Raw genomic sequence first — 25,702 nt, forward strand, 5'->3', positions numbered from 1 at the left:
CACCGTCTGCAACTCAGGCACAGGCACGCGGAGGGAGGAACAAAACGGAAATAGTGGTTTACACCATGTAGGTGGCAGCCTACTTTCTACTCCAACGAGACGTGAAAGTGGGTTAAAATGGCGCTTCCGGTCACCTACCACGTCATACGCTCCATGCCATCGCCGCTCATGGCATCAGAGCATGTCCCGGTCATCATCGTCGATGAAGAAGACGGCCTCATTCTGAGGGAAGCGCACGACTTTTTTCATGATGAACGCTATAGCGAACGCAGTCATACTTGGCGTTTGGGTGTAGCTAAGACCATTGGCCTCTTTTACGACTTTTTCAAAGCGTCAGAAATCGATGATTTCGGAAAGGGGCTGAGCAAAAATCAACTCGTCCGAAATTTTCTTCTTGCACTCCTGAGAGGGACAATACTGCAAGATGGCAGTGACTTCACCGGGCTACGCTGGAAGCCATGCAGCCCCGAGGTCTATGCTACCCGGAAGTCCCACCTCAGGTTGTTTCTCAACGCTCTACAGGACCTGACTGACGAAGAAGCCATCATTCCAACTCGGTTTAGCCAGGCATCCATCAGTTCGCGAGCCCTTGAGTATAGCAAAGCAAGATCGATCCTATTTCATATAGGAACACCGAGGCAAAGCTCCGGCGAACGCAGCTATGGCGATCGATCCATCGGAGTGAGGCGAAAGTGCGCAGGCTTCGACCCACAGGCATTGATAAAACTTCTGGAAGTCGGGTGCCGTCGACGCAGGTCAATCCCAGACTTTTATGATAAAAATGGCAAGCCTACGCTGGCCAGCGAGTTCAACCTCAATTTGCTCATGGCCATTATCTTGATGGCGGGTGGCGGACTAAGGCAGTCAGAACTCTTTCACATATTTCTTGAGGACGTCCATCCCGATAAGATCTGGATGTATCATCCCGAGCACGGTTTAGATCGGAAATCAAGGAGGCGAGCTGATATCCTCAGAGATCAATACGGCCTTCTCCCCAGGAATAGGATCAGTGGAACTCAGAAGGCCGGGTGGAAGAAATTTCTAATCACCGACGCCGCAAGAAATCGGTCACCGCTGTTCCTTCTGCCTTACTACCACGAACTATTCTACAAAACTTTCCACGAGTATAGGCGTCATATCTACCCTTCGAACCCAGCACATCCGTATTTGTTTGTATCCACAGACGCTCGATATTACGGGCAGCCGTGGACCATCCAAGGCCTAAAAGATGCCTTCAAATCTGCAATGAAGAAGGCGGGTATAGAGCAGTCGAAATTTGATGATACCAATATTCATGCCTTTAGGCATGGCTACGGCCAGGCGCTCGTGTCAATGCAATTATCGCCACTCTATATACAAGAGGCTATGCACCATCTCAGTATTGAAAGCCAGAAAGTATATACTCGGCCAAGCGATGGTGCAGTGAACGCAGAACTACAAGCCGCTGCGGAGCGCATGCAAGCACAAAGAAATGGTAAATACTCAGACCTTCCGGCTCTCGAAGCCCCTGACCTGCTCGGCGGAAGATACAAAAGTGATCCGGCCGGAATATTTACACCACAGGTCCTGGGGAGGAACAATGACCGAGTATAAGCATGTAACCGCGTCTGTTGAAGTTGTCGGCAAGGCAAAAATCAACCTCAGCAAAACGCGACTTTTCGTAGACGAGAATGCTAAAGGTTGGGCGACTGCAAACAAGCTTGTAAAGCACGAACTCTGCAAGGACGGCGATAAGTCATTCTACAAGGTTAAATCCAGAAGATTTTTGTGGAAAGAATACTTTCATAATTCGAGCGAGGTTAACAATCTCGACTTCTGGGAGGAAGTTCTGGAAGACATATCGAATAGGGAAAAACTCGACGTCCATCATGAGGTGAAGGAAGACATTCGAAAGACTCTCATCGAGGTCATTGGGCATTACCTAAACGCTAATTGCGTTCTCCTGCCCATGGTGCCACCAAGATCGACGGATGCCCCTGGTTGGCACGCACATGAAAAGCCCAAGATTTACGGCAATCCCTACGAGACGCTCTTTAAGTGGTATCGTGATACATGCTCAGAAACCAAACGCCGGTATAAACGCGCCGGGGCCAGGCATCGGCTGATGTTTTCGAGTGTTCGCCTGCCGGATTTCGACGCATATGTCGAAGCTGTCGATGAGAAGATTTCTTACGGCCTAAAAGAGGCCGGGATATCTGGCGACGAAATGTCGGATTGCCGTCGATATCTGCAAGTTCTCGCCTCCAAATGCACAGTAGAAAGCGGAAGAAAGCCTTTTACCACATATTTGAGCGCGAGCGGCTCAATGCGCTCTCTCGCGAAGACGAGAGTTTTTACTGAGGTAATGGAGGACATGCCGAGTCATGACCCCATTCTCGTGATGAGGAGATATGTCGAAGCCCGGCTTACCGAACTGGACATAATGCACAAAGACGAATGGTTGGCTGAGATTGTGAGGTGGGTGTCGACACTCACTCACACTAACATCCTGTCACAATATACTGATGTTGTCTTTTTGTGTGAATGGATGTCAGAAAATGGCCTAAAGGATGAAAGGTCATGCCAGATCACCCGCCCGATGCTCATCAAGGCGGTCAATGAGGCGCGCGATTCCGTCTCGTTCTTCGAATTCCTGAAGTCTCGGGTCGAAAGTCGGAACGCCAAATCGAGGATCGTGCGAAATCTGGTTGATTTCTTTACTCATAGTAGCGACGGGTGGCTGGAAAGAGACGGACAAGTCACGCATCCTCCGCTAAACGAATCTGACAAGAAACGGTTTGCTGACACGAGTGCAAGTGAACGCGGGAAGTCTAACAAGCCGGTTCTGCCTCGGCGTATTATCGAGTTAGCCAAGCAAATCCTCATCGAGGATGATTACGCTTTTTCGCGGAGGTTTGAAGATCAGCACATCAATATGGCACGGGGTGGCGACTCCGCGGCTGAATTGTTCGTCCCAACTATCAGTAATCTTCTGTATCTCATTCTCTCTGTGCCGATTAGAACGGCTCAAGCTGTCATGCTCGACAGCGGAGAAGCAGATGAGGTCATCGTTTCACTGGATGGGGAAACGTTCAAAAACAAGCATCCACTCGCACGCAAAGGAAGAAGGTTGGGCTATGCTCGCCGCTTCGCAGGAACGAGCCCGGGAACGCAATTCTGTGGTCTATTTGTTAGCACCAATAAAGAGGCGGTGCATAAGCAAAAAGGATATGAGATCCCATTTCACGACGCAAAGCTGATGGAGGTTCTTGCGTCCCAGCGGCTTTTCCAAGAGCAATATAACCCAATCGATATTATGGTCGATAGGAGCCTGCTCAGTTTCAAGGATTGGCGCTACAATGGAGCTCATGCCGATCAACTTGAAAAATACACATATTTGTTTCGGGACATCACCAAGGGCTCAAGGCGGTGGGATCTCCCCGGTCGGAACGACATCAACAAGCACTGGCTCCGCTTGTTGCAGGAAATACAGTTGCGTCTTGAGGCCGAGGGAACTCCTGTGCGGCTGGTCTGGGAGGACAGCAACGGCAGACTCAAAACGGAGTTCACACTTCATTCGCTCCGTGTAAGCAATATCACGCATTTCATTGAGGCCGGCGTTCCTCTCCATGTGCTCGCAGAGTTCCTCTCTGGTCACCAGACATTGGTAATGACGCTCTACTACACCAAGCTCGGACCAAGAAAGATCCACGAAATAATTTCTGAGGCATCGAAGAACTTCGTAGATTCCGATGAGGACGAATTCTTTGATAAGCTTCGTGAGATGTCTGATGATATGCTCAGAGAGAACCTCGTAGGAAGGGATGATGGCTTCGCGCTTCTACCGAGCGGTGATCCCGGCCTGTGGCATGTGGATATCGACGGCATCTGCACCGCCGGGAAAACCATGTGTGAACAAGGTCTTGAGCGGAAGGACCCAGAGACTGCGATCGTCACCTATGAGAAAATCCATCCAGACGGGTTCAACTGCGCACTATGCCGATTTTACGTTACCGGACCCGCATTTCTCGCGGGCCAAGTGACCGTCGCGAACTCGCTATTCTATGCGATCCGACAGCGAAGTGAGCAGCAGGAGGAAATCTACCAGCGCGTTAAGGGTGCGCGGGCTCGTGGGAATAACAGGGCTGCTCGCAAAGAGCAGGACTATCTCGATAAGGTCACGATCGAACTGGAAGAACGCATAGCATCATTGGGATCTCGAATCGCGAACATTTATGCGAGCCTTGATCTAATGGACGATCAAGACAAGAGAGGTTCTGAGAAAACAGCGCTAATCACCAAGCTGGACAAGCCAGAGATTGAGGCCCGCGTTTCCGAAGCATCGATTTTCGAGAGCGTCGAGTGGGCGTCCCAAGCGCTCGAGTTCTTTCCTCAGCTTCCCGACTCAAACGCCAGGTTCCGAAAAGGCATATTGCTCGAGCGGATGGCAGAGGAAAATGGCCTGAAGCGACTGCTCCTGAAATTGTCTGACGATGAGTTGCTTAGGGCCAGCAATCGGCTCACGATCATGATGACCGAATTCTACGGCGCCAAAGAAACCGATGACCTTATGTCGGGCAAGCTGATGCTTGAAGAGATTGGTGGCCTGAGTTCATTTGAGACTTTGGTGGGTCGGGCGATCAACCTCGTCGGGGATGATATTGAAGCTGTTTCCGACCAGAGTAAATTGATTGGAGTTCAGGATGAGCACTAAAGGCAAAAGCACCGCCAAAATATCAATTGAGGCGGTCCAGAACTTTAATTCATGGGTCGAGGAAAAAGTCAGAGAAGGAACCCTCGACCGCTACGTCCGGCGAGGAATGCTAAATCGAAGCGAGATCGCGCTGGAGTGCGGATTCTCTCGCTCCCTTTTCAGTAGCAACGATCCACTAAAGGCAGCGCTTGCACGGGTGGAGAATGAGTTCATGAAGTCGGGGTATATTGAAAAGCGCTCTGACGGCGGTGAACGCCAAGTTGATCCCAGCGCGCTCGAATCCAAGCTGGCGAGCAAGGAGCGAGAATTGAACTCGCTTCGGGAGCGCCTTGCGAACAAGACCGCTGAGAACGAAGAACTTAAGCGAAAGTTGGCGTCGAGCAATGCAATCTTGGATGACATCATCCCGACAGGTCGGAGGGTTAAGTTATGAGCCTATCTGGCGCAAAGTTTTGTGTTCGGAGCCGCGCTGCCTTCGCGCCAATTGATGGGAATAGCACGGGCTCATTGTCAATGGAGGTGGAGCGGCCCGCAGCGAAGCGAGGACACGGCCCCATTGATATTGGGCCCGGGCTATTCCAATTGGAAGCGGAGGAAGGCAAGCGGACCGATATGCGAAACGACTTTGTGTTTGGTGAGCGTTTGTTTGAGCAAAGCTCCAAGGCCAACATCATTCGCTTTCTTGCAGGGGAAAAAATGTTCCACGGCATCGGGAACGTTCGCGCTTCCAAGCTGGTGGAAAAGTTTGGGGCAGGACTTCTTTCTGCGATTGCCAAACGCGATCCTGGCATACTCAATCTAATACCGGAGGATGCCGCAATTGCCCTGTTTGAGAATTTTGCAGATGCAGCCGCAGGCGCCGAGCTTGCAATGTATCTCGACACTCTGGGTGTGGACAAATGGCTCGGCAGGAAAGTCGTCGATGCGTGGGGCCAACTGGGAGTCAGGAGGCTACAGTCGAACCCCTATCTGCTGATTAGCTGGCTGGACTGGAAAAAGGTGGACGCCATTGGCCGGAGCGTGGGCATCGGCCCAAGCAACCCAAAGCGCCTTTGCGCAGCTTGTGAGCACGTCTTGTATGTCCGGCTGAACCAGGGCCACACATGGACATCAGTGGCAGATGTCAAAAAACGCTTGGTAGCACTTGTGGGGCAAGAGCTCAGCGCTGAAGCAGTCGCTGCGTGTGTCGACAATCACGGCGCCATTTCCAATGACAATGGACTGCAGCCCTACGGTGCCGCGGTCATGGAGCAATTCACTCTAAACCAAGCCTGCGCCCTACAGCTTGACCAAGAAGATCTCTTTGACGGCCTCATGATGCCGGAAAGCGATTTCGATCGGCATGTGCGAGAAATCGAGAGCCAGCAAGGCTTCGGATTCACGGAAATGCAGCTTACAGCCGTAAGGAGCGCCCTGGAGAACCGCTTCAATGTATTCGCAGGATATGCGGGTAGCGGCAAAACCAGCGTCCTGAGGGCCGTCTGTGGGCTTGCAGAGGCATGTGGCTTGAAGATTCACCTGATGGCTCTCTCCGGTCGCGCAGCAAAGCGCATTACCGAAGCCACCGGCTATCCTTCGAGCACTATCGCGCGCTTCACGAGAGACAACAGGGGAAAGGAACTCGAGAGGGCCAACCTCATTCTAATCGACGAAGCCAGCATGGTAGACCTGCCAGACCTCTATCGAATTCTGAGGATTGGAACAAAGGCGAAAGTTTGCCTCATTGGAGATCCCGCTCAACTGCCCCCGATCGGCTTCGGAGCGCCTTTTTCCAACCTGGTCGAATATCCCGGCGTTCAAAGGGTGGTTCTTGATAAAGTCCATCGTCAGGACGAAACGACCGGCATCCCAACTATTGCGAAGAACATTCGCTATGGGATCTCGGATGAACTGGAGCGCTACGCTGGCGTGAAAGACGGTGTTCAGTATTTGCGGGTTAGTCAGGAGAGAGCACCGCAAGCCATCTTCGAAATTGGTAAGGATTTCGCCAAGGCCGGCTGCAATAGGGACGATATGCAGATCATTGCGCCGGTCAAAGGCGGCGATGGGGGGGTAAATAATATCAACCGATTCATGTCGTCGCTGCGACCCGCCAGGGAATTCATAATCGGAAGCGAGGCCATTAGGGTCGGAGATCCGATCGTCTACTTGAGCACGGATCAGGATAGGGATCTCAGAAACGGCTCCTTGGGACGCCTCCTAAAGCCAGACTTGGCTGACTTTGAAGGCAATGTTGTCTCATTGAGCGCCGATGACGTCGAGAATATCGACTTAGCCTATTGCCTGACTGTCCACAAAAGCCAAGGCAGTCAATGGGACCGGGTCATTGTTCCGCTTTTCAGCTCGACAAGGACTTCCTTCGTTGAGCGCAGCTTGATCTACACCGCCATCACTCGCGCTGCGAAACAGGTTGTCATTGTTGGCGAATACGACGCCTACGCGAAAGCTATCCGCTCGGAAACCGCAGCCAACAAACGGCAGTCGGGGATTATTGCACATGGGTGATTTTACCAAGGCGCACGTCATTGCTTCGCAAATCAGCGATGGCAAATCGCCACGTCGTGTCAAAGCCGTTAAGAATATTGTAGCTGCGTGTCAGAAGCTCATCGAGGATAACACTACGGTAACCTATGCTTCTGTTGCAGAAAGGATCGAGGCCCTTGGATTACAGGGGGGGCCGAAGGCCCAGTCCATCTACAACACGGATGATCTGAAGGCACTCATCAATGCATTCGCCGACGAAGCTACCCCCAAGGAGGTTGCTCGGAGCGCAAAGGCATCATTTTCCACTGATGAGGAGGAAATAATGGATGCCTTACCCACCCCACGCCTCAAAAGCATGTTCCGCGACATCGTCGCAGATCGTAGCAAGGCGCTTACACAAATGCGTCTGCTGGATGCCTTTGTAACAAAGATCAAGCAATCCGGCGGTGCTATCCACGGAAGTGGTGGAAATGCTGCTACCAAAATTGAACATCATTCCGATGAGGAAACGGCAATAGTCCGCGACTTCTTCGAAGTCCTGTTTGATTACGGATTTGATCTGGAAGACGGCGAGATCGTGAAAGGCGGAAAGCCTACTAACTCACGTAAGTTCGTCGCCCTGTTGCAACGGAAGGGATTACTATGACGCAAGCCCCTTACCGAATGCGTTGCACCCGAACGATGAAGTCCCAGTGACGCGCCACGGGTCTTTCATCCAGCCACGACCGGAGCCCGGTTGGTGTTTACGCCGATCGGCGCAGGTTGAGCAATCGCCCGACGCGCGGAGTTATCATCTCGCGTAGCGGGGCGGGCGATTGCGGTGGTCAGCGCTCGCGCATGGTCAGCCGAGCGTTGACCATCGAGGCTATTGTCACGCTGAAGAAATCACCGATTTCGTGATCAAGCCGCCGTAGATGTTCAGAGTGACATTCTTCGCTCTGGATACATCGCTGACCGTCCTGCAAAGCACCGAAAAGGTCCGGAACAGCGCAACGCCAGCCCAACGTGTCTGTCGCGATCAGTGAAAGAATACTTCGACCTTCGCCAAGAAGTTTAAGATTTGCATCGACCAACTGGTTCCCAACCAAGCGCTGGCGAATAGCAAGGCGACCTGAAATGCAATGTAGATCGCAATATTTCGCGCCGCAGCCAAAAGGTCAAATTGCTTGCCCATTACTTGTAGCATTTCAGCGTCAGCTCGTTGTGACAGCTCGAGAGAAGCTTCTTCATCACACGGTTGGTTTAAGGCGATGAGTTCGAGGTGACGCAAATCTCGCAATGCGGTCATTCTGGCTTGCGAATCCTGGTTGTGTTTCAGTCCGCGGCTTACCGTCATTCCATAAAATACTGCCATCACCATCAGCGTCGCGACCAACGCTTGATAGATGGGCAGGATGGCAAACGAGAGGACACCGAAAGCAAAGGACACGATCCCGTTCGCCAGGCTCGCAAAAATTAGATCGCGATAGCGTTCCGCGATCACGGCTTCCTCGAATTCGTTCATTTGAATTCCTCGCAATATAGAGAACTTGGATGTTTCTGAATTCTTGGTTCAGTCATCAACTCGGCCGCCTACAGAAATCCCACTCACCATCAATGAAAACCTGCGCTACCATAATGAGTGTAGTTTTCCCCTTAGGGCATTCCAATCAGGAAGCTACCGGATTGCTGTGATGCCGCTTTGCTCCGGCTCGTGGAACGTTTTATTCACCCCTGAACTGCCGTTCTTGCCGGGCACCGAAAGTGAGTAGTGTCAGCCCAATTCGGACATTCGTCAACACTATTTAACGGCCTCTACAAAAGTATTACGGTGGGTTAATTTTGTAAAACTGCTACAATGCCCCAAAACGGAAATGGGAGTAGCAATGATCACCTTCCTCCGCTCGGAAAACTTTGATCCGGACAGATTTGTGCCCGCTGGCGTTCTGGAGAATGTCATTGCTGAGTGTCGCAAAACGCCTATCGGCTCAAGCTTAGTTATTGATGGATGGCCCGCTTCAGGAAAATCGCCGACAGCAATATGGCTTTCTAAAAAGCTCCGTTGGCCGGTGGTCCATCTGGACGATTTCAATTTTAACCAGCGGCCGGAATTCGATCCAGAACAGCATTCCCCGGGCTTTGACGAGGCCGCCATGAAGAATGCAGTAGCAGATGTCCTCGCTGAAAGTTCTGTTATTGTGGAAGGCGTATGTGCCGGCCGCATCTGCGAACCTACGATAATACTCCATCTTGGAAGATGGCCAGGTGAACGCTTAACAAAGTCACTGATGACCTTCATAGCTGACTACTTCCCCATGCAAGAGGGTTCGCACGGCACATTCTGGGCAAGCTTCGAATCGTGAGAGCATCACAAGCATGACCTTCATATTAGCCAAGCAGAGAGGACAAGATTGCCACGATTTAATTTTGCATTTTTTTTCGCATTCACATACGCCTTCCCAGTTTCAGTTGCTGCCGACAATTTCAATGAGTTGAAAGCCTTGGGGTATGAAACAGTCTGGTCCGGATACGCTGCAATAACGACCTGTGTTCATAACGATGACGCCTACGAATTGGGGCCATATCAATTCCTGTGTAACCGATTCAGCTATGAATATCCCTACCACTATGGCGATGCTTCATTGATGGTCCGTTCGATTGAGCATGGGGGACAGAGATATATTTCAACGTTTTTATGCCTCGAACCCGATGATGAGTGTATCGAAGGCACGCTGCACAGTCGCTGAAGTATGGGGTTTCAAGCCCGTTGCGCCCAGAGGAGTGGTTGGCGACGTAGACTTTGCAATGCCCGCTGTCGGCACACCGCGTCCGATCTTCCAGCACGTAGCGAAGGCCCGCTTTCCGCCGTTCGTGTCGGCCTACTCGTTTATACTGCGCCTGACATAACTGGCACATCAGAGCTGGGAGCAGACGAATGCACCCTAAATGAAAGTCTGAAACGGGCGCGGCAGTTTGGGCTCGAAGCGGCCGTAGGAGCGGCGCCGTCTTGGCATAAGCGGCAACACATTCGGTGAGGGGATTGGCTTTGACTGCCACCAACCTGATGGCACACTGATCTACTCATAGACAGAGAACCTCTATATCAGTAGCCCTAAAAGTAGTAGCGACCTTAACCTACTGATAAGTCTGATCAGTGGAAGCAACCTAAAATATTGGCCTTCTGGCAACGAGATCAATCAATCAGTAGGATTTTGCACCCCCTACAACGGTTCGAGTCCCTTCACCCGCACCACTCCCCACTTGCGGAATATCACAAGATACCCTCGCCTTATCACGCGAGCGTGCTAATTTCGGATGGCTGCGCGGGCCTGCTACGCCCCCGCTTTGGTGACCGAAAGCGTGGGAGGCGTGATGGTCGAAGGCCCGCAAATGCCGCCCCGGCGGCCTGTCGAAGACGCGCCGGAGTTCGGCTCGCGCTCCCCCAATTCCAGCAACGCGCTCAGCCGCGACGCGATTGCGGCCAATCCGAATTTCTTCGCCACACAGAAGGCGGTGGCGACGATGCTGCTCGACGTGCAGGCGCAGACGCCGCGGATCGCGCGGCACATGGCCTCGCATCGGCGCTGGCTCGTCAGCCAGACCAGTTTCGCGCTGGCGATGCGGGCGAAGACGGAGCCGGACGCTCCGGAACTGACGCCGAGCCGGCTTCTCGCGGCGCTGACGCCCCATTTCGAGATCAACCGCAAGACTTTGAGCCAGTATCTGGGCGAGATGGAGGTGCATGGCCTGCTCGCCCCGCCCTCCGAGCACAAAGGCGACGGGCGCTTGCGGCCCGTCACCACCACGCCCATCGCCGAACAAGGCATGCGGCGCTGGTGCGAGGGGCATCTGCATTGCCTCGACATGCTCGACGGTGGCGCGCGGCTGGCAGCGGCGCGCAACGATCCCGATCTTCCCTTCGCGATGCAGCGGCACATGGTCGAGATCATCCGCGCCGATCCCGAATGGCGCGCGCCTCCCCCCTCGATGGCGCATTTCCTCGGCTCCGACACCGGCGGCATCCTGCTCCATGCGCTGATCCGCATGCTCACCGACCTGCGCGAGACCGACGGGCGCATCTATCTCGAACCGGTCAGCATCGCCGCTCTGGCGGAGCAATTCCTGATCTCGGTCTCGAAGATCAAGCGGATGATCCAGAAGGCCGAAGAGGCGGGCCACCTTGGATGGGAATTGCCGCGCAGGCGGGGCCGGCTCTGGCTCTCGCCCGGATTCGTGCGCGACCACTTCCGCAGACAGGCGGTGAAGTTCGAATGCGTCGAGCGCGGCTGGCGCGCCGTCGCCTAAGGACGAGAGGGCGGTTTTCCGGGCGCAACACGGGCCGCAAAGACGCGATCTGTCCGAAAATGACCGATCAGTTTCAAACACTTCTGACCTAGGATGACGGTAAGGGAGATCGTGACGTCCCTGCTTGGGCTCCGCAAACAAGGGGGCGGATCCGCCGAAGCGGGGAGAGATCACGACAACGCGCCCGTTCGGCGCAATCCCGGATTCGCGGCCGGGGCGACCATTGTGGGGTGGTGCGTCCCGGCTGCAACTTCCCTCGCGATCCGCCGCAGCCGCGCCCAGCCCCTTGCGCCGCTTTGTCAGCGCCCGCCCTGCCCGCTCTCGATCCTGTGTTCCCGGCATCTCCTCGCACGCGCCCGCCCGCGCGCGTATTTCACCGCCCGGAGGCCGCCCCGCAGCCCCTTTTCGCCTTGCCACCATGGCTGAGGCTCAATAGAAGGACGCCTGAAATTCGAGAACCGGCCGCGATCCGCGCGGCGCCCAGAGACAAAGGACAAACCATGCAGGTCACCGAGACCCAGAACGACGGCCTCAAGCGCGGCTACGAGATCACCATCACCGCCAAGGAACTCGACGAGAAGGTCACCGCGAAGCTTTCCGAAGCGCAGCCCGAGATCGAGATGAAGGGCTTCCGCAAGGGTAAGGTTCCGATGGCGATGCTGCGCAAGCAATTCGGCCCGCGCATCTTCGGCGAAGCGATGCAGGAATCGGTCGACGGCGCGATGAGCGAGCATTTCGAGAAAACCGGCGACCGCCCCGCGATGCAGCCGAAGATCGAGATGAAAGACGGCGAAGACTGGAAAGAGGGTGACGACGTGGTCGTGACCGTCGAGTACGAAGCGCTGCCGGAAATCCCGGATGTCGATCTGTCGGGCGTCAAGCTCGAGCGTCTGGTCGTGAAGGCCAACGAAGGCGAAGTGAACGAAGCGCTGGAAAGCCTCGCCGCGACCGCCAAGAACTTCGAGACCAAAGAAGGCAAGGCCGAGAACGGCGATCAGGTCGTGATCGACTTCGAAGGCTTCGTCGACGGTGAAGCGTTCGAAGGCGGCAAGGGCGAAGGCTACCCGCTGGAAGTCGGTTCGGGTTCGTTCATCCCGGGCTTCGAAGAGCAACTCGTCGGCGCGAAAGCCGGTGACGACGTCGAAGTGACCGTGACCTTCCCGACCGAATACGGTGCGGAGCATCTCGCGGGCAAGGAAGCGCTGTTCAAGTGCAAGGTCCACGAAGTGAAGGCGCCCAAGGCTGCCGAGATCGACGACGAGATGGCCAAGCAGTTCGGCGCCGAAGACCTCGCCGCGCTTAAAGCGCAGGTCGCAGAGCGTCTGGAAGCCGAGTATCAGGGCGCAGCGCGTCAGGTGATGAAGCGTGGCCTGCTCGACCAGCTCGACGATCAGGTGAAGTTCGACCTGCCCCCCTCGCTCGTGGAAGCCGAGGCCAAGCAGATCGCGCACCAGCTCTATCACGAAGAGAACCCGGACGATCACGGCCATGACCACGGCGAGATCGAAACCACCGACGAGCACAACACCCTCGCCGAGCGCCGCGTGCGTCTTGGCCTGCTGCTCGCCGAAATCGGCCGCAAGCAGGAGATCGAGGTTTCCGACGCCGAGATGACCCAGGCGATCATGAACCAGGCACGTCAGTACCCGGGTCAGGAGCGCGCCTTCTTCGAATTCGTGCAGCAGAACCCGCAGATGCAGCAGCAGCTGCGCGCGCCGCTCTTCGAAGACAAGGTCGTCGACTACATCGCTGGCGAAGCCAAGGTGGACGACAAGGAAGTCACCAAGGAAGAGCTGCAGAAAGAGATCGAGAAGCTCGACGAGCTGTGATCTTCGGGCGCTTAGCCTGAAAATAACGAAGGCCGCCTCTCGGGGCGGCCTTTTGCGTTTGCGGATGGGAGGTAGCGCGGGTCGCGCCTGCCGCTACTCTCTTCGCGCCTCACTCCGCAGTCGGCACTTTCAGGAATTTCGCGTTCGGGATTAGCGAGGGAAGATCGGTCGCGGTCGCAACCTCGCGCAGCTTCTGGGCCGCGCGGTCCACATGCAGGGACGCGGTGCGATCCGCCGCGGGATTGCCGGGCTCGATCCGGTCATAAATCGCCGTGCGCAGCACCTCGCCCGCCGATGCGAGCCGGTCGCGCGCGCCTTCGGGATCATGCAGGTACAAAAGCCCGCCCGTCACGAGGATCGTGTGGGTCAGCGCGAAGTGCAGGATCGAAAACAGCCGCATGGCAGGGCCTCGTCAGGATTGCTTGCCCGGACAGGATTCCCTGTAAAAACGGCGATTTTGAGGCTCGTCTTGCGCGCCCCGCCCCGCTCAGCGCTCGCGCGCGGGGGCTGGCGCCACCGCATCGGCGACCACGGCATTGCGGCCGCCCAAGGGACGCGGCGCGCCGATGGTGCTGTCCTGCGCGGTCTGATGTTCGGCCTCGGAATTGATCTCGGCCCCCAGAAGCACCGCCGTCGTCGAGAGCCAGATCCACATCATCAGCACCACCACCGCGCCGATCGAGCCATAGGTGCTCGAGTAATTCGCGAAGTTCGAAGTGTAGAAGGAGAAAACCGCCGAGACGATCAGCAGCAGGATCGAGGCCACGATCGCCCCGGGCGCGACCCAGATCCAGCGCGGCGCGTTGCGTGCGGGCGCGAAGCGATAGAGCAGCATCAGCATCCCCATCAGCACCAGCGCCATCACCGGCCAGCGCCCCCAGCGCAGCACCGCATCCAGCGCCCCGCCCATCGGGATATAATCGAGCAACACCGGCAGCACCGCCGCCACGAGGATCAGCGCGCAGACCATGACGATCCCGGTGATCGTCATGCCCAGCCCGAAGGCGTTGAGCCGCACGAAGCTGCGCCGCTCCTTCTCGCCATAGGCCACGTTGAGCGCACCGATCATCGCCTTCGCGCCGCCATTGGCCGACCATAGCGCCAGAAGGACACCGAAGATCGAGGCCAGCCCGAGCGCGTTTGAACTGGACCCGATCAACTGCTCCAACTGGTTGCGGATCAGCGTCAGCGCCTCGGGCGGAATGACGTTCTTGAGCGCATCGAGGTCCTGCAGCATGGTCTGGCGATCCGCGAAGATGCCGTAGATCGAGACGGTGGCGGTCAGGGCGGGGAAGAGCGCGAGCAATGCGTAGAAGGTCACGCCCGCCGCGACCGCCAGAACCCGGTCCTCGTCGATCTGACCATAGGCGCGCTTTGCGATGGCCTTCCAGCCCGCGCGGGGGATGTCGAACGGGCTTTCCGCCTGACGTCCCAGCGCGCGATCGGCGGGGCGGTCATAACGGTCAGTGCGGGTCGCGGGGACATGACGGGCGCTGCGGCCTTCGGTCGGGCCGTGGATCGCGGCCTGCCGATCGTCCTGATAGCGCCGCCACATGAGATAGGCGCCGAAGCCCAGTAGCCCCGCCTGCACGAGCCGGTCGCGTCGGCTCGATGCGTCGTCGCGTGGGCCCTGTCCCGATCGTTTCGTCATGCATGTCCCCTGTTTTCAAAGCCCTGAGGGCCATTTAGGGGCCAACGCCGGATTGCGGCACGCGGTTCCGGGGTCTGCGCCGCGCGTCGCGGCCCGACTATGTCATTAGACATATTTCAGTAGAAATACCCTGACAGGCAAGCATGAAAAAACCGCGCCCCGGAAGGCGCGGTTCTCTGTCTTTCGGACTGAAAGGTCGAAGCGACCGATCAGGCGTTGTTTTCGTCTTCGGCCGACTCGGGGGTGGCAACGGGGCCGCCCTCGTCGTCGTCGGAGGTCGCGCCGCCGATATCGTCGAACAGTTCGGCGATCTCGAATTCGGCTGCAGCCTCTTCCTCGGCCGCCACGTCCTGGATCGACTTGCCCGACGCTTGCAGCTCGGCCTCTTCGGGCGAACGTGCGACGTTGAGCTGGATCTCGGCGACGACTTCGGGGTGCAGGTGCACTTCGACGTCATGCAGGCCGAGAACCTTGATCGGCTGGCGGATGATGACCTGCTTGCGGTCCACCGAGAAACCCTGCTCGGAGGCGATGTTCGCCGCGTCGCGGGTGGTGACCGAACCGTAAAGGTTGCCGCCGTCCGAAGCCGAACGGATCACGACGAAGGTCTCGCCGTCGATCTTCGACGCCAGAGCTTCGGCCTCTTTCTTGGTTTCGAGGTTGCGGGCCTCGAGCTGCGCCTTGCGCTCTTCGAAGCTCTTGATGTTGGATTCGTTGGCGCGCAGTGCCTTGCCCTGCGGCAGCAGGTAGTTACGGCCGAAGCCGTCCTTGACGGTGACGACGTCACCCATCTGGCCGAGCTTGGCCACGCGTTCGAGAAGGATCACTTCCATCGGTCGGTCTCCTTATTTCACGGCGTAGGGGAGCAGGGCGAGGAAACGGGCGCGCTTGATCGCGCGGGCCAGTTCACGCTGCTTCTTCGCCGAAACGGCGGTGATGCGGGCGGGGACGATCTTGCCGCGCTCAGAGATGTAGCGCTGCAGAAGACGGGTGTCCTTGTAGTCGATCTTCGGCGCGTTCTCACCCGAGAACGGGCAGACTTTACGACGGCGGAAAAACGGTTTTGCCATGGTGTCTACTCCTGTCTACCGATCAACGGCGCTCGCGACGGTTGTCGCGTTCGTCACGTTTCTGCATCTGGACCGAGGGGCCCTCTTCGTGCTCGTCGACCTTGATGGTCAGGACGCGCATCACGTCGTCATGCAGACGGGCCAGACGCTCCATTTCCTGCACGGCTGCCGACGGGGCGTCGGTGCGCAGGTAGGCGTAGTGGCCCTTGCGGTTCTTGTTGATCTTGTAGGCCATGGTCTTCACGCCCCAGTATTCGGAATCGACGACTTTGCCGCCGTTGTCCGACAGGACCGTGGAGAAATGTTCGACAAGGCCTTCGGCCTGCGCGTTGGACAGATCCTGACGCGCGATGAGGACATGCTCGTAAAGCGGCATGCGAACTCCTGTATTTCGAGGCGGCTTCAAAGTTGGGCGTCTGACACTTCCGCAACCCAACACGAGAGGCTCCGCCGGTTCATAGCAAACGCGGAAGATGCGGCCTTATACGGGATGCGCGTCTGGATGCAAGGAAAAATCAGGGTGCCAAAGAGGCGATTGCGCCCTGCCCTGACGGGCTCGGCGCAGCTCGATCCGCCCCGGTCAGTCCAGCTGACCCGCGGCGAGGATCGGCCCAGGCAGCGGGCCGTTCTTGCTGGGGCGGGATTCCTGAACGATCACCACGGCGGGCGCGTCCCCGTCGAGATCGACCGAGAGCGTCACCGGCGCGCGCCCGTCCCATTCGGCGATGCCGGTCAGGCTGGTGACGATGTTCTTGTAGGTCACCGTGCGCCCGGCATTCTCGCCGCGCAGGATGTCGACCGTGGCGGAGGGCTTGTAGCGCACGAGCTGCACCATCGCGGGCGTCTCCAGCTTATCGACCGGGCTCAGCGCGATCTCGTAATGATCGCCCTCTCCCGTGATCTTCAGATCGACCTCGGGATGGGCGTCGCTCTCGCGTGCGATGGCGGTATCGAGCGCCGCTTCCTGCGGCCCGATCAGGGCCTCGCGGCCCGCGATGATCATCTGTGGGGTGTAGACCGTGCGCTCGCCCGCGGCGATCGCATAGGATTTCTGCCGGGCGGAAAACTCAGGCTTTCCAAAGGGATCCTTCCAGCCGAGATAGTCCCAGTAATCGACATGCAGCGCCAGCGCGATCACATCGTCCCGATCCGTGAGCTCCTTCAAGAGCGCATCCGCCGGCGGGCAGGACGAGCAGCCCTGCGAGGTATAAAGCTCGACCACGACCGGGTCGTGCTCGCCTTCGGTGTCGGGATCGGGCGCCACGGGGTTCGGCTTCGCGGGGGTGTCGGATTTCTCGGAGGCCATCTGGTCGAGAAGCGCCTCGGACGCGTTGAGACGCATCCCGGGCGGCGCGTCGGCTGCCCCTTGGGCAGACGCAAATTCCGCAAAGCTTACCAGCCCTGCGGCGAAAGCAGCTCCCATCGCGGTCAAACGTCCTGCGCGCACTCGAAAAACACTCCTCACTTCGCCGTCTTTATACCTAGCGTTTCTGCTCAGACCATGCCTAATCAATGTTTTGAGAGATTTCTTTCTGTCCGGGCGCGCGAAACGATATATGTCCAACGTATACGGCCCAAGCGCGGTTCAAGATGACGCTGGGTCGCTCCAGTCGCGTGTTTTTGTGTGCAATGGTATACTAAAAATGCCCCGACCCTCTTGAACGGATCGCGCGCTTGGGGCAAACACACGCCAGCGACACCCTTAGGACCCTTGAAGGGAGGCCATTCTCATGCCCATCGTTACCGGTAAGGATACCGCGAAGACCCGCCGCGAACTCAGCGTCGGCTCGAAGACCTATGCTTATTACTCGATCCCCGCCGCCACCGAGGCTGGCCTGGGTGATTTCTCGAAGCTGCCCGCTTCGCTGAAGGTGGTTCTGGAGAACCTTCTGCGGTTCGAGGATAACGGCTTCACGATCTCGACCGACGACATCAAGGCTTTCGGCGAATGGGCCGAGCAAGGCGGCAAGAACCCGCGCGAGATCGCCTACCGCCCCGCCCGCGTGCTGATGCAGGACTTCACCGGCGTTCCGGCCGTGGTCGACCTCGCGGCAATGCGTGACGGCATCAAGGGTCTTGGCGGCGACGCACAGAAGATCAACCCGCTCGTGCCCGTCGACCTCGTGATCGACCACTCGGTGATGATCGACGAATTCGGCAACCCGCGCGCGTTCCAGATGAACGTCGACCGCGAATACGAGCGCAACATCGAGCGCTACAAGTTCCTCAAGTGGGGTCAGACCGCGTTCGAGAACTTCCGCGTGGTTCCGCCGGGCACCGGCATCTGCCACCAGGTGAACCTCGAATATCTCGCCCAGACCGTCTGGACCGACAAGGATCAGGACGGCACCGAAGTCGCTTACCCCGACACGCTCGTGGGCACCGACAGCCACACCACCATGGTCAACGGCGCGGCCGTTCTCGGCTGGGGCGTGGGCGGTATCGAGGCTGAAGCCGGCATGCTCGGCCAGCCGATCTCGATGCTGATCCCGGAAGTCGTGGGCTTCAAGCTGACCGGCTCGATGGTCGAAGGCACCACCGGCACCGACCTCGTGCTGAAAGTCGTCGAAATGCTCCGCGCCCATGGCGTTGTCGGCAAGTTCGTCGAATTCTACGGCGACGGCCTCGACAACCTGCCGCTGGCTCAGCGCGCGACCATCGCCAACATGGCGCCCGAATACGGCGCGACCTGTGGCTTCTTCCCGGTCGATGACGAGACCCTGCGCTATCTCGAGCAGACGGGCCGCGACAAGGACCGCATCGCGCTGGTCGAAGCCTATGCCAAGGAAAACGGCATGTGGCGCGACGCGGATTACGCGCCGGTCTACTCCTCGACGCTCGAGCTGGACATGAACACCATCGTTCCGGCGATCTCGGGCCCCAAACGCCCGCAGGACTATGTCGCGCTGACCAAAGCCGCCGACGCCTTCGAGAACGTCGTGGCCGACTATCGCGGCATCGACATCTCGGAAGACGCCAAGGACATGGCCGACGAAGGCCCGATCGCGACCAAATCGGTCACCATCGGCAAGACCGCCAAGGTCGAAGGTGAAGATTACGAGCTGCGCGACGGTTCGGTGGTGATCGCCTCGATCACGTCCTGCACCAACACCTCGAACCCCTACGTGCTGATCGGCGCGGGTCTCGTGGCGCGCAAAGCGCGCGAACTGGGCCTGAACCGCAAGCCTTGGGTGAAGACCTCGCTGGCACCTGGCTCGCAGGTCGTGTCGGAATATCTGGAAGCCGCGGGCCTTCAGGAAGATCTCGACGCGGTGGGCTTCAACCTCGTGGGCTACGGCTGCACCACCTGTATCGGTAACTCGGGTCCGCTCCAGCCGGAAATCTCGAAGGCGATCAACGACAACGATCTGATCGCGACCTCGGTGCTCTCGGGCAACCGGAACTTCGAAGGCCGGATCTCGCCCGACGTGCGCGCCAACTACCTCGCCTCCCCGCCCCTCGTGGTGGCCTACGCGCTGGCTGGCGACATGAACATCGATCTGTCGAGCGATCCGATCGCTCAGACGCCGGATGGCAAGGACGTCTACCTGAAAGACATCTGGCCCTCCGACAAGGAGATCGCCGATCTCGTCGAGAAGGTCGTCACCCGCGAGAAGTTCATCGAGAAATACGCCGATGTCTTCAAAGGCGACGAGAAGTGGCAGGGCGTGGAAGTCGAAGGCGGCGAAACCTATGACTGGCCGCCGCAGTCGACCTACATCCAGAACCCGCCCTACTTCAAAGGCATGTCGCCGGAAGCCGGCACGATCTCGAACATCTCGGGCGCGGGCATCCTCGCCGTGCTGGGCGATTTCGTGACCACCGACCACATCTCGCCGGCGGGTTCGTTCAAGCCCGACACCCCGGCCGGGAAATACCTGGTCGAGCGTCAGGTCGCGCCGAAGGACTTCAACAGCTACGGTTCGCGCCGTGGTAACCACGAAGTCATGATGCGCGGCACCTTCGCCAACATCCGCATCAAGAACGAGATGCTGGACGGCGTCGAGGGCGGCTACACCAAGGGCCCCGATGGCGAGCAGACCACGATCTTCGACGCGGCGATGGCCTATGAGAAAGCCGGCAAGCCGCTGGTGATCTTCGGGGGCGAGCAATACGGCGCTGGCTCCTCGCGCGACTGGGCGGCGAAGGGCACCAACCTGCTCGGCGTCAAGGCCGTGATCGCGGAGAGCTTCGAGCGTATCCACCGCTCCAACCTCGTCGGCTTCGGCGTGATCCCCTTCGAGTTCACCGAAGGCCAGACCCGCAAGGATCTGAACCTCACCGGTGAGGAAGAGGTCTCGATCGAAGGTCTCGAAGGCGAAATCAAGCCGCAGTCGATCGTGCCCTGCACCATCACCTACAAGGACGGCACCACCAAGGAGATCAAGCTGAAAAGCCGGATCGATACCGCGGTGGAGATCGAATACCTCAAGAACGGCGGCGTGCTGCACTACGTGCTGCGCAACCTCGCCAAAGCCTGAGGCTGACGGTCACGAGATTGGAAAAGGCCCCGCGAGCGCGGGGCCTTTTTCGTTTGGTGAACAAGTTTTTACGAACCGTTCGTTCGGCAAGCATTGCAAGGCGCAATGAACCCGCGCGACTACTTCTCCCAGACCAAAATATACATAAGTTCTTTTTCTCGCCTTGCTTTCACCCTGAAGTCTTCACGAAACCTTGAGATTCAACCTCTAGAGGCAATTTTTGAGGACATCATGGCTCTGACAACTGAACAACAAATTCTTATTGAACAACGCATTGCGAATGACGCGAAATCCCCCGTCGTTGCGTATCTTCTCTGGTTTTTCCTAGGAATGCTCGGCGCGCATCGTTTCTACCTTGGCAAGACCGGAACTGGGGTCGCTCAGCTCATTCTGTGCATTCTCGGCTGGCTAACGCTCGTCGTCTATGTCGGCATATTTCTCCTGCTCGCGCTAGGCGTGTGGGTTCTTGTCGATGCGTTCCTAATCCCCTCGATCATCACGCAGTCGCGCGAAAAGATGCGCATGCAGCTCGGTGGCACGATGGCTCCGGCCATTCCGACTGTCTGAATCCATTCGAAGAAATCCATGGCCCCGCCGAACGCGGGGCCTTTTTTGTTGCGGGTCAGGCGACTGCGAGCCGCCCGGGCGGCCAGCCCGGGCCGCGCCCGACCTCGGGAGGGCGCAACTGCACTGCACCACTGAGACTAGGCCGTCGGGGCGATGGAGAAATAAAGTTCCCTCGCCCATATCTCACGAGCGCCCACCCGAGGTCGGGCGCGGCCCTCAGCGCGTAATTCCCGCCATTCGCCCGGCCTGTGCTATACTTGACCTCTCACAAGGGAGGACGACGCGATGAACAGACGCGAGATGTTGGCCCTGACAGTCGGGGCGATGACAGTGGGAGGCGCGTTGGGAGGTGCGTGGCCCGTGCAGGCCGAGGCGGTGATGGGCGATGGCGGGCTCTATCAGCAGCCCTTCTTCCACGAGGGTTTTCTCGATCTGGGAGAGGACCTTCAGGAGGCCGCCGATCAGGGCAAGGGGCTTCTGGTGCTCTTCGAGCAGCGCGGCTGCCCCTATTGCCGCGAGATGCATCTGGTGAATTTCGAGCGGCCCGAGATTACCGGGCTGATCGAGAAGAGCTACATGGTCGTGCAGCTCGATCTCTGGGGCGCGCGCGAGGTCACCGATTTCGACGGCGAGGCGCTGGAGGAGCGCGCGCTGGCACAGAAATGGGCGGTAAACTTCACGCCGACGCAGGTGCTGATCCCGGCCGCGAATGCAGGCGCGCAAAGCCTGAGCGAGGCCGAAGCCTTCAGAATGCCGGGCTATTTCAAGCCCTTCCACCATCTGGCGGGACTCGAATACGTGGCGAGCGGCGCTTACGCCGATCAGCCATTCCAGCGCTTCTTGCAGGACAAGTTCTCGGAACTCAGCGCGAAGGGCATCGACCCGGACGTTTGGTAAGGCCCAAATGAAAACGGCCCGTGCGATCGCACGGGCCGTCTCAAACCGTCACACGGGCTCAGCTTACGCGAGCGCGATGTTACCTGCCGACTGGCGGCCGTCACGGCCGGTTTCCAGATCGTAGGTCACTTTCTGACCGTCATCGAGACGCTGGATGCCAGCGCGCTCAACGGCGGAGATGTGAAGGAAGATGTCTTTGCCGCCATCGTTCGGTGCGATGAAGCCATAACCCTTGGTGCTATTGAACCATTTCACGGTGCCTTCGGCCATCGTGAGTCTCCTATTAAATTATGCTGCCTGCGAAATGCGTCAGCTCGGCGTAGTCAGTTCTTGAAAGCAAACTGAAGCCGTAAGGAGACAGTGCATCTGGGAATCAAACGTAGCGAGAGAATACATAAGGCGAACGGGCTCTAATTGCAATGATCAAAGCATGTGAGGGGGTTGCACGGCACCGCGATCGACGGAATTCGGCGCCCTCCCGCCGAGGCGTGAAAACATGCAAAAAATATATGAGATTTCGGACCTTTGCCCGCGCCGCCCGCGTTACTTCAGTGAACAGGTGAGATCTTCAAACGCTGAAGACGCAGGAGGACCCCATGACAGCAGCCCCGCTCGGCCCCGGCCAACTCAACGCAATCGACCATGGCGGCTCGGGTCGGCCCGTGGTCCTGATCCACGGCTGGCCACTCTCGGGCAAGGCGTGGGAAAAACAAGTCCCGGCGCTGATCGCTGCCGGTCACCGCGTCATAACCTATGACCGTCGCGGCTTCGGTCTGGCGGAAAAACCGACCGAGGGCTTCGATTACGACACGCTCGCCGCCGATCTCGATGCGATCCTCACCGCGATGGATCTGCACGACGTGACGCTGGTAGGGTTCTCGATGGGTGGCGGAGAGGTCGCGCGCTACATCCGCAATTACGGCGAAGGCCGACTGCGCGCCGCTGTCTTCGCCTCCGCCGTGACGCCCTGCCTGATGCAAAGCGAGAACAATCCCGACGGCCCGCTGACCAAGGAAGCCGCAGGCGAGATGGAACAGGGCCTGCGCGACGGGCGCGACGCGTTCTTCCCGCAATTCGTCGAGAATTTCTACAGCGTCGACGGCGATCTCAAAGCCTCTGCCGAGGAATGCGAACAGGCGGTGACCCTGTGCAACCAGTCCGACCAGAGCGCGGCGCTTGGCTGCATGGAGGCGTTCGGCACCACCGATTTCCGCGAGGATCTGGAGGCGGTGCGCGTGCCCGTTCTGGTGATCCACGGCGACAGCGACGCGATCGTGCCGCTCGAAGGCTCTGGTGCGCGTACCTACCACGCGATCCCCGACAGCCAGTTCTTCACGATCAAGGGCGCGCCGCATGGCTGCAACGTGACCCATTCGGAAGAGTTCAACATCGCGCTGCTCGAGTTCCTGAGGTAACGCCCCGCCGCTTTCGGCATTCTGTTTACCCGGCCTGCGATCCCTTGCAGGCCGGGTTTCTCTTGCCTACAATGTTCATGCTTTGTTTCACCCCGACCCGCTGCCGCACCGATGACCACGCCCCACCCGTTCCCCCTGCGCGAAGGCCGCACCCATGAGGTTTGCGGCATCGGCGCCACGAGCTTCGCCTGCGCGGTCTGCGCCAGCACCACGGGGCCGATCCTCTGGGTGAACGAACGCCATCGCCGCGAGGGGCTCAATCCGCGCGGGCTGGTGAGCTTCTTCGACCCGGCGCGGTTGCTGCTGGCGCGCGGCAAGGACCAGACCGACACGCTTGCCGTGATGGAAGAGGCGCTGCGCGACGGCTCGGTGCCGCTGGTGATCGGGGAGTTGCCGCGCGAGATCGGGCTGACGGCCGGGCGGCGGCTGCAACTGGCCGCCAAGGAGGGCCGCGCCACGGGGCTATGCCTGATCCTGCCCGATGGCGGCTCGAACGCGGCGGAGACGCGCTGGCACGCGATGCCCGTCTACGACAAGCTGCTGCGCGAGGGGGTGGACTCGCCCCGGCTGCGCTGGCGGCAGCTGAAGAACAAATCCGGCCCCTGCCGCGCCTGGGAGGTGGAATGGAACGCGAAGACCCGCGCGCCCGAGATCCTCTCGGTCAATGACTGCGCGCCGTCGAGCGTGCCGGTGTAGCCCCGCGCCTCAGAGGTCGAGCTTGTCCTCGATCGCGCCGATCTGGGCGACCGGATCGACGGGCCACTGGCTGATATTCTGCAAGCTGCGATCCTCCAGCACCTCGCTGCCCGGATGATCCGCCAGCCATGCCTCGATCTGCGCATCCCGCGCGCGCAGGAGCGCCGCGAATTGCGGACGATAGAGCGTGACCATTCCGCTCAGCCACAGGTTCACCGCCCAGTTCGGATGCGCCAGTTCGATCGCGAAATGATCGAGCAGCCGGATCATATCCTCGGCACGGTAGAGGCATTCATCCGTCACCCAGCGATTGGTGGTGAAAATGCGGATCGCCCGGCCCTTCGCATCCACGCTGATCGCGCCGATATGGACGAAGCGCGCAGCCGTATCCTCGGGGATTTTCGCACCGGGCAGGTCCCACGGCTCCAGCCCCGGAATGATCCCTTCGGGGCGCATGAACAGGTGGAAATGCCCGTTCTCGCCCTCGGCCATCTCGCGCGCATCATGGGCGTGGTAGAAATAGTGGCAATGCGTCTCGGTGTCGAAGACATCGCCCTGCGGATAGCGCGACCAGACGAGGAAATCCCCCTGCCCGCGCAGCACTTCCGACACCACGCTCATCCCCGACTTCGCCAGCACCGTCTCGCATTCGAGCACGGTCTCGGCCGCGTCATGCATCTCTTCCAGGCGCGCGCGGGGCAGCCCCTCTATCCCGGGATTGGCGATGCGCAGCGTGGGCGCTGGCGTCGCCGGGTTGGCGCTGTCGGGTGACATCTCGGAGGGCGTTTCGGGTCGGGTCATCGGTCTCTCCTCATGCGAACGGGGCCAGCCTAGGCGCTGACCCCGTCCTTGTCATCGCGACATCTGCGCTCAGAGCGGCTCCATGCCGAGCATTTCACGCACAGCCGGTTCGCGCGAGGTCTTCAGACCGACCTGACGGCCTTCCTCGATGGCGATCTCGTTCGGCACGCCCTTCGACGCGCGATAGAGCGCCCACATCGCGCCCACCCGGTTCGAGCTCTCGCAATGCAGCAGGATCGGGTAGTTCGCCGGGTCTTCGACGATCTTCGCGAATTCGGCCACCTGTTCCTCGGTCGGCGCCTTGGTCGGCACGGAGATCTGAATGTAGTTCATCCCGGCCTTCTGCACCAAGTCGCCCTCGTTCGGCGCACCCTCGTCGGGCTTCAACAGGCTGACGACGGTCTTGAAGCCGAGCATCTTGAGCATCGGAATGCCCGTCGGATCGATGAAGCCACCGGTGCCGACATAGGGCGTCGCGCGCAGGTAATTGTCGACGATCGGGGGCATCTTGTCGCCATAGGGCGCCTGCGTGGCCTTGACGGTGGTGTCATAGGGCCCGCTGGCCATCGGTGCCGCGTCGCTGCCCGCATCCGCGGCCTTGGCCGCCGAGGGCGCACAGGGGTTTGCAGCCGCCGGTGCGCAAGGGTTGGCGGCCGCCGGTGCGCAGGGGTTGGCCGGCGCACAGGGGTTCGTCACAGCCGGAGCGCAGGGGTTGGTCGCCTGCGCGCTGGAGGTGGCGGGAACGGCGGCGCTCATCGCGACCGCAGTCACCGGCACCATCGCGGCGCGCAGCAGGCTCTTGCGTTTCTTATGCAGTTTCATGGACTTTTTCCT

At 58.8% G+C, this 25,702-nt stretch carries 23 protein-coding genes and 1 pseudogene; 13 read left to right on the forward strand and 11 right to left on the reverse strand.

The window, feature by feature from the left end; genetic code table 11:
- Positions 1 to 117: 117 nt before the first annotated feature.
- The 5 genes from BMI87_RS09405 to gmtX all read left to right on the forward strand — a co-directional run bounded on the left by BMI87_RS09405 (position 118) and on the right by gmtX (position 7,823).
- Positions 118 to 1,593, forward strand: a complete 1,476-nt coding sequence (locus tag BMI87_RS09405; RefSeq protein WP_078520913.1) for a tyrosine-type recombinase/integrase — start codon at positions 118 to 120, stop codon at positions 1,591 to 1,593.
- Positions 1,580 to 4,693 carry a VPA1269 family protein gene (locus tag BMI87_RS09410; protein WP_168175185.1) on the forward strand — a complete coding sequence of 1,038 codons (3,114 nt, stop codon included), beginning with the start codon at positions 1,580 to 1,582 and terminating at the stop codon, positions 4,691 to 4,693. Before BMI87_RS09405 ends, BMI87_RS09410 begins: the two co-directional genes overlap by 14 nt.
- The gene (locus BMI87_RS09415) at positions 4,683 to 5,126 is read left to right on the forward strand and encodes a hypothetical protein (protein WP_078520915.1); all 444 of its coding nucleotides are present in this window, start codon (positions 4,683 to 4,685) and stop codon (positions 5,124 to 5,126) included. The genes BMI87_RS09410 and BMI87_RS09415 overlap by 11 nt, the downstream gene beginning before the upstream one ends.
- Before the next feature lie 179 nt (positions 5,127 to 5,305).
- Positions 5,306 to 7,198: an AAA family ATPase gene (locus BMI87_RS09420; protein WP_168175186.1), complete on the forward strand. Its 1,893-nt coding sequence runs from the start codon at positions 5,306 to 5,308 to the stop codon at positions 7,196 to 7,198.
- Positions 7,191 to 7,823 (forward strand): gamma-mobile-trio protein GmtX, encoded by a 633-nt coding sequence (gene gmtX, locus BMI87_RS09425; protein ID WP_078520917.1) that lies wholly within the window; start codon positions 7,191 to 7,193, stop codon positions 7,821 to 7,823. Before BMI87_RS09420 ends, gmtX begins: the two co-directional genes overlap by 8 nt.
- Positions 7,824 to 7,888: 65 nt before the next feature.
- Here the strand turns inward: gmtX and BMI87_RS22045 are convergent.
- Together BMI87_RS22045 and BMI87_RS09430 are read right to left on the reverse strand one after the other, a co-directional pair.
- A pseudogene (locus tag BMI87_RS22045) lies at positions 7,889 to 8,047 on the reverse strand (IS3 family transposase); the annotation flags it as partial.
- 148 nt (positions 8,048 to 8,195) lie between these two features.
- The gene (locus BMI87_RS09430) at positions 8,196 to 8,681 is read right to left on the reverse strand and encodes a hypothetical protein (protein WP_078520918.1); all 486 of its coding nucleotides are present in this window, start codon (positions 8,679 to 8,681) and stop codon (positions 8,196 to 8,198) included.
- A gap of 361 nt (positions 8,682 to 9,042) precedes the next feature.
- On the opposite strand from BMI87_RS09430, the gene BMI87_RS22050 reads away from it, so the two are divergent.
- The 3 genes from BMI87_RS22050 (at position 9,043) to tig (ending at position 13,290) form a co-directional block, all read left to right on the forward strand.
- Positions 9,043 to 9,519 carry a hypothetical protein gene (locus BMI87_RS22050; protein WP_146681547.1) on the forward strand — a complete coding sequence of 159 codons (477 nt, stop codon included), beginning with the start codon at positions 9,043 to 9,045 and terminating at the stop codon, positions 9,517 to 9,519.
- 1,009 nt (positions 9,520 to 10,528) lie between these two features.
- Positions 10,529 to 11,461, forward strand: a complete 933-nt coding sequence (locus BMI87_RS09435) for a hypothetical protein (protein WP_078520919.1) — start codon at positions 10,529 to 10,531, stop codon at positions 11,459 to 11,461.
- Between the two features lie 500 nt (positions 11,462 to 11,961).
- Positions 11,962 to 13,290, forward strand: a complete 1,329-nt coding sequence (tig, locus tag BMI87_RS09440; protein WP_078520920.1) for a trigger factor — start codon at positions 11,962 to 11,964, stop codon at positions 13,288 to 13,290.
- A gap of 109 nt (positions 13,291 to 13,399) precedes the next feature.
- Here the strand turns inward: tig and BMI87_RS09445 are convergent, their stop codons facing one another.
- The 6 genes from BMI87_RS09445 to BMI87_RS09470 all read right to left on the reverse strand — a co-directional run bounded on the left by BMI87_RS09445 (position 13,400) and on the right by BMI87_RS09470 (position 17,434).
- A complete protein-coding gene (locus BMI87_RS09445) occupies positions 13,400 to 13,690 on the reverse strand; it encodes a hypothetical protein (RefSeq protein WP_078520921.1) in 291 nt (96 codons plus the stop codon).
- A gap of 87 nt (positions 13,691 to 13,777) precedes the next feature.
- The gene (locus BMI87_RS09450; protein ID WP_078520922.1) at positions 13,778 to 14,941 is read right to left on the reverse strand and encodes a YihY/virulence factor BrkB family protein; all 1,164 of its coding nucleotides are present in this window, start codon (positions 14,939 to 14,941) and stop codon (positions 13,778 to 13,780) included.
- Positions 14,942 to 15,150: 209 nt separating this feature from the next.
- A complete protein-coding gene (gene rplI, locus BMI87_RS09455) occupies positions 15,151 to 15,774 on the reverse strand; it encodes a 50S ribosomal protein L9 (protein WP_078520923.1) in 624 nt (207 codons plus the stop codon).
- Between the two features lie 12 nt (positions 15,775 to 15,786).
- Positions 15,787 to 16,011 (reverse strand): 30S ribosomal protein S18, encoded by a 225-nt coding sequence (rpsR, locus tag BMI87_RS09460; RefSeq protein WP_038073027.1) that lies wholly within the window; start codon positions 16,009 to 16,011, stop codon positions 15,787 to 15,789.
- Between the two features lie 22 nt (positions 16,012 to 16,033).
- On the reverse strand, positions 16,034 to 16,387 hold the full coding sequence (gene rpsF, locus BMI87_RS09465; protein ID WP_078520924.1) for a 30S ribosomal protein S6: 354 nt from the start codon (positions 16,385 to 16,387) through the stop codon (positions 16,034 to 16,036).
- Between the two features lie 204 nt (positions 16,388 to 16,591).
- Positions 16,592 to 17,434, reverse strand: a complete 843-nt coding sequence (locus BMI87_RS09470) for a thioredoxin family protein (protein ID WP_244176651.1) — start codon at positions 17,432 to 17,434, stop codon at positions 16,592 to 16,594.
- Positions 17,435 to 17,741: 307 nt separating this feature from the next.
- On the opposite strand from BMI87_RS09470, the gene acnA reads away from it, so the two are divergent.
- The 3 genes from acnA (at position 17,742) to BMI87_RS09485 (ending at position 21,956) form a co-directional block, all read left to right on the forward strand.
- On the forward strand, positions 17,742 to 20,492 hold the full coding sequence (acnA, locus tag BMI87_RS09475; protein ID WP_078520925.1) for an aconitate hydratase AcnA: 2,751 nt from the start codon (positions 17,742 to 17,744) through the stop codon (positions 20,490 to 20,492).
- 231 nt (positions 20,493 to 20,723) lie between these two features.
- Positions 20,724 to 21,059, forward strand: coding sequence for a TM2 domain-containing protein (locus BMI87_RS09480; protein ID WP_078521050.1), 336 nt, complete (start codon positions 20,724 to 20,726; stop codon positions 21,057 to 21,059).
- Positions 21,060 to 21,344: 285 nt separating this feature from the next.
- Positions 21,345 to 21,956 carry a thioredoxin family protein gene (locus BMI87_RS09485; RefSeq protein ID WP_078520926.1) on the forward strand — a complete coding sequence of 204 codons (612 nt, stop codon included), beginning with the start codon at positions 21,345 to 21,347 and terminating at the stop codon, positions 21,954 to 21,956.
- A 63-nt stretch (positions 21,957 to 22,019) separates the two neighbouring features.
- Here the strand turns inward: BMI87_RS09485 and BMI87_RS09490 are convergent, their stop codons facing one another.
- Positions 22,020 to 22,226, reverse strand: coding sequence for a cold-shock protein (locus tag BMI87_RS09490; RefSeq protein ID WP_078520927.1), 207 nt, complete (start codon positions 22,224 to 22,226; stop codon positions 22,020 to 22,022).
- Positions 22,227 to 22,552: 326 nt separating this feature from the next.
- Between BMI87_RS09490 and BMI87_RS09495 the strand changes: the two genes are divergently transcribed.
- Together BMI87_RS09495 and BMI87_RS09500 are read left to right on the forward strand one after the other, a co-directional pair.
- Positions 22,553 to 23,371 (forward strand): alpha/beta fold hydrolase, encoded by an 819-nt coding sequence (locus BMI87_RS09495; protein ID WP_078520928.1) that lies wholly within the window; start codon positions 22,553 to 22,555, stop codon positions 23,369 to 23,371.
- 111 nt (positions 23,372 to 23,482) lie between these two features.
- The gene (locus BMI87_RS09500; RefSeq protein WP_078520929.1) at positions 23,483 to 24,067 is read left to right on the forward strand and encodes an ImuA family protein; all 585 of its coding nucleotides are present in this window, start codon (positions 23,483 to 23,485) and stop codon (positions 24,065 to 24,067) included.
- A gap of 9 nt (positions 24,068 to 24,076) precedes the next feature.
- On the opposite strand, the gene BMI87_RS09505 is transcribed toward BMI87_RS09500, so the two are convergent.
- Both BMI87_RS09505 and BMI87_RS09510 read right to left on the reverse strand, forming a co-directional pair.
- A complete protein-coding gene (locus tag BMI87_RS09505; protein ID WP_078520930.1) occupies positions 24,077 to 24,868 on the reverse strand; it encodes a hypothetical protein in 792 nt (263 codons plus the stop codon).
- A 69-nt stretch (positions 24,869 to 24,937) separates the two neighbouring features.
- On the reverse strand, positions 24,938 to 25,690 hold the full coding sequence (locus BMI87_RS09510) for a beta-lactamase hydrolase domain-containing protein (protein ID WP_078520931.1): 753 nt from the start codon (positions 25,688 to 25,690) through the stop codon (positions 24,938 to 24,940).
- Positions 25,691 to 25,702 lie beyond the last annotated feature (12 nt).

The sequence above is a fragment of the Thioclava sp. F28-4 genome (assembly GCF_002020045.1).
Taxonomy (GTDB): Bacteria; Pseudomonadota; Alphaproteobacteria; order Rhodobacterales; family Rhodobacteraceae; genus Thioclava; species Thioclava sediminum.

Bases quoted from the DNA above. Each gene is read 5' to 3' on its own strand.
- BMI87_RS09405 (WP_078520913.1), top strand. From the start codon at position 118: ATGGCGCTTCCGGTCACCTACCACGTCATACGCTCCATGCCATCGCCG.
- BMI87_RS09410 (WP_168175185.1), top strand. From the start codon at position 1,580: ATGACCGAGTATAAGCATGTAACCGCGTCTGTTGAAGTTGTCGGCAAG.
- BMI87_RS09415 (WP_078520915.1), top strand. From the start codon at position 4,683: ATGAGCACTAAAGGCAAAAGCACCGCCAAAATATCAATTGAGGCGGTC.
- BMI87_RS09420 (WP_168175186.1), top strand. From the start codon at position 5,306: ATGCGAAACGACTTTGTGTTTGGTGAGCGTTTGTTTGAGCAAAGCTCC.
- gmtX (WP_078520917.1), top strand. From the start codon at position 7,191: ATGGGTGATTTTACCAAGGCGCACGTCATTGCTTCGCAAATCAGCGAT.
- BMI87_RS09430 (WP_078520918.1), bottom strand. From the start codon at position 8,681: ATGAACGAATTCGAGGAAGCCGTGATCGCGGAACGCTATCGCGATCTA.
- BMI87_RS22050 (WP_146681547.1), top strand. From the start codon at position 9,043: ATGATCACCTTCCTCCGCTCGGAAAACTTTGATCCGGACAGATTTGTG.
- BMI87_RS09435 (WP_078520919.1), top strand. From the start codon at position 10,529: ATGGTCGAAGGCCCGCAAATGCCGCCCCGGCGGCCTGTCGAAGACGCG.
- tig (WP_078520920.1), top strand. From the start codon at position 11,962: ATGCAGGTCACCGAGACCCAGAACGACGGCCTCAAGCGCGGCTACGAG.
- BMI87_RS09445 (WP_078520921.1), bottom strand. From the start codon at position 13,690: ATGCGGCTGTTTTCGATCCTGCACTTCGCGCTGACCCACACGATCCTC.
- BMI87_RS09450 (WP_078520922.1), bottom strand. From the start codon at position 14,941: ATGACGAAACGATCGGGACAGGGCCCACGCGACGACGCATCGAGCCGA.
- rplI (WP_078520923.1), bottom strand. From the start codon at position 15,774: ATGGAAGTGATCCTTCTCGAACGCGTGGCCAAGCTCGGCCAGATGGGT.
- rpsR (WP_038073027.1), bottom strand. From the start codon at position 16,011: ATGGCAAAACCGTTTTTCCGCCGTCGTAAAGTCTGCCCGTTCTCGGGT.
- rpsF (WP_078520924.1), bottom strand. From the start codon at position 16,387: ATGCCGCTTTACGAGCATGTCCTCATCGCGCGTCAGGATCTGTCCAAC.
- BMI87_RS09470 (WP_244176651.1), bottom strand. From the start codon at position 17,434: ATGGGAGCTGCTTTCGCCGCAGGGCTGGTAAGCTTTGCGGAATTTGCG.
- acnA (WP_078520925.1), top strand. From the start codon at position 17,742: ATGCCCATCGTTACCGGTAAGGATACCGCGAAGACCCGCCGCGAACTC.
- BMI87_RS09480 (WP_078521050.1), top strand. From the start codon at position 20,724: ATGGCTCTGACAACTGAACAACAAATTCTTATTGAACAACGCATTGCG.
- BMI87_RS09485 (WP_078520926.1), top strand. From the start codon at position 21,345: ATGAACAGACGCGAGATGTTGGCCCTGACAGTCGGGGCGATGACAGTG.
- BMI87_RS09490 (WP_078520927.1), bottom strand. From the start codon at position 22,226: ATGGCCGAAGGCACCGTGAAATGGTTCAATAGCACCAAGGGTTATGGC.
- BMI87_RS09495 (WP_078520928.1), top strand. From the start codon at position 22,553: ATGACAGCAGCCCCGCTCGGCCCCGGCCAACTCAACGCAATCGACCAT.
- BMI87_RS09500 (WP_078520929.1), top strand. From the start codon at position 23,483: ATGACCACGCCCCACCCGTTCCCCCTGCGCGAAGGCCGCACCCATGAG.
- BMI87_RS09505 (WP_078520930.1), bottom strand. From the start codon at position 24,868: ATGACCCGACCCGAAACGCCCTCCGAGATGTCACCCGACAGCGCCAAC.
- BMI87_RS09510 (WP_078520931.1), bottom strand. From the start codon at position 25,690: ATGAAACTGCATAAGAAACGCAAGAGCCTGCTGCGCGCCGCGATGGTG.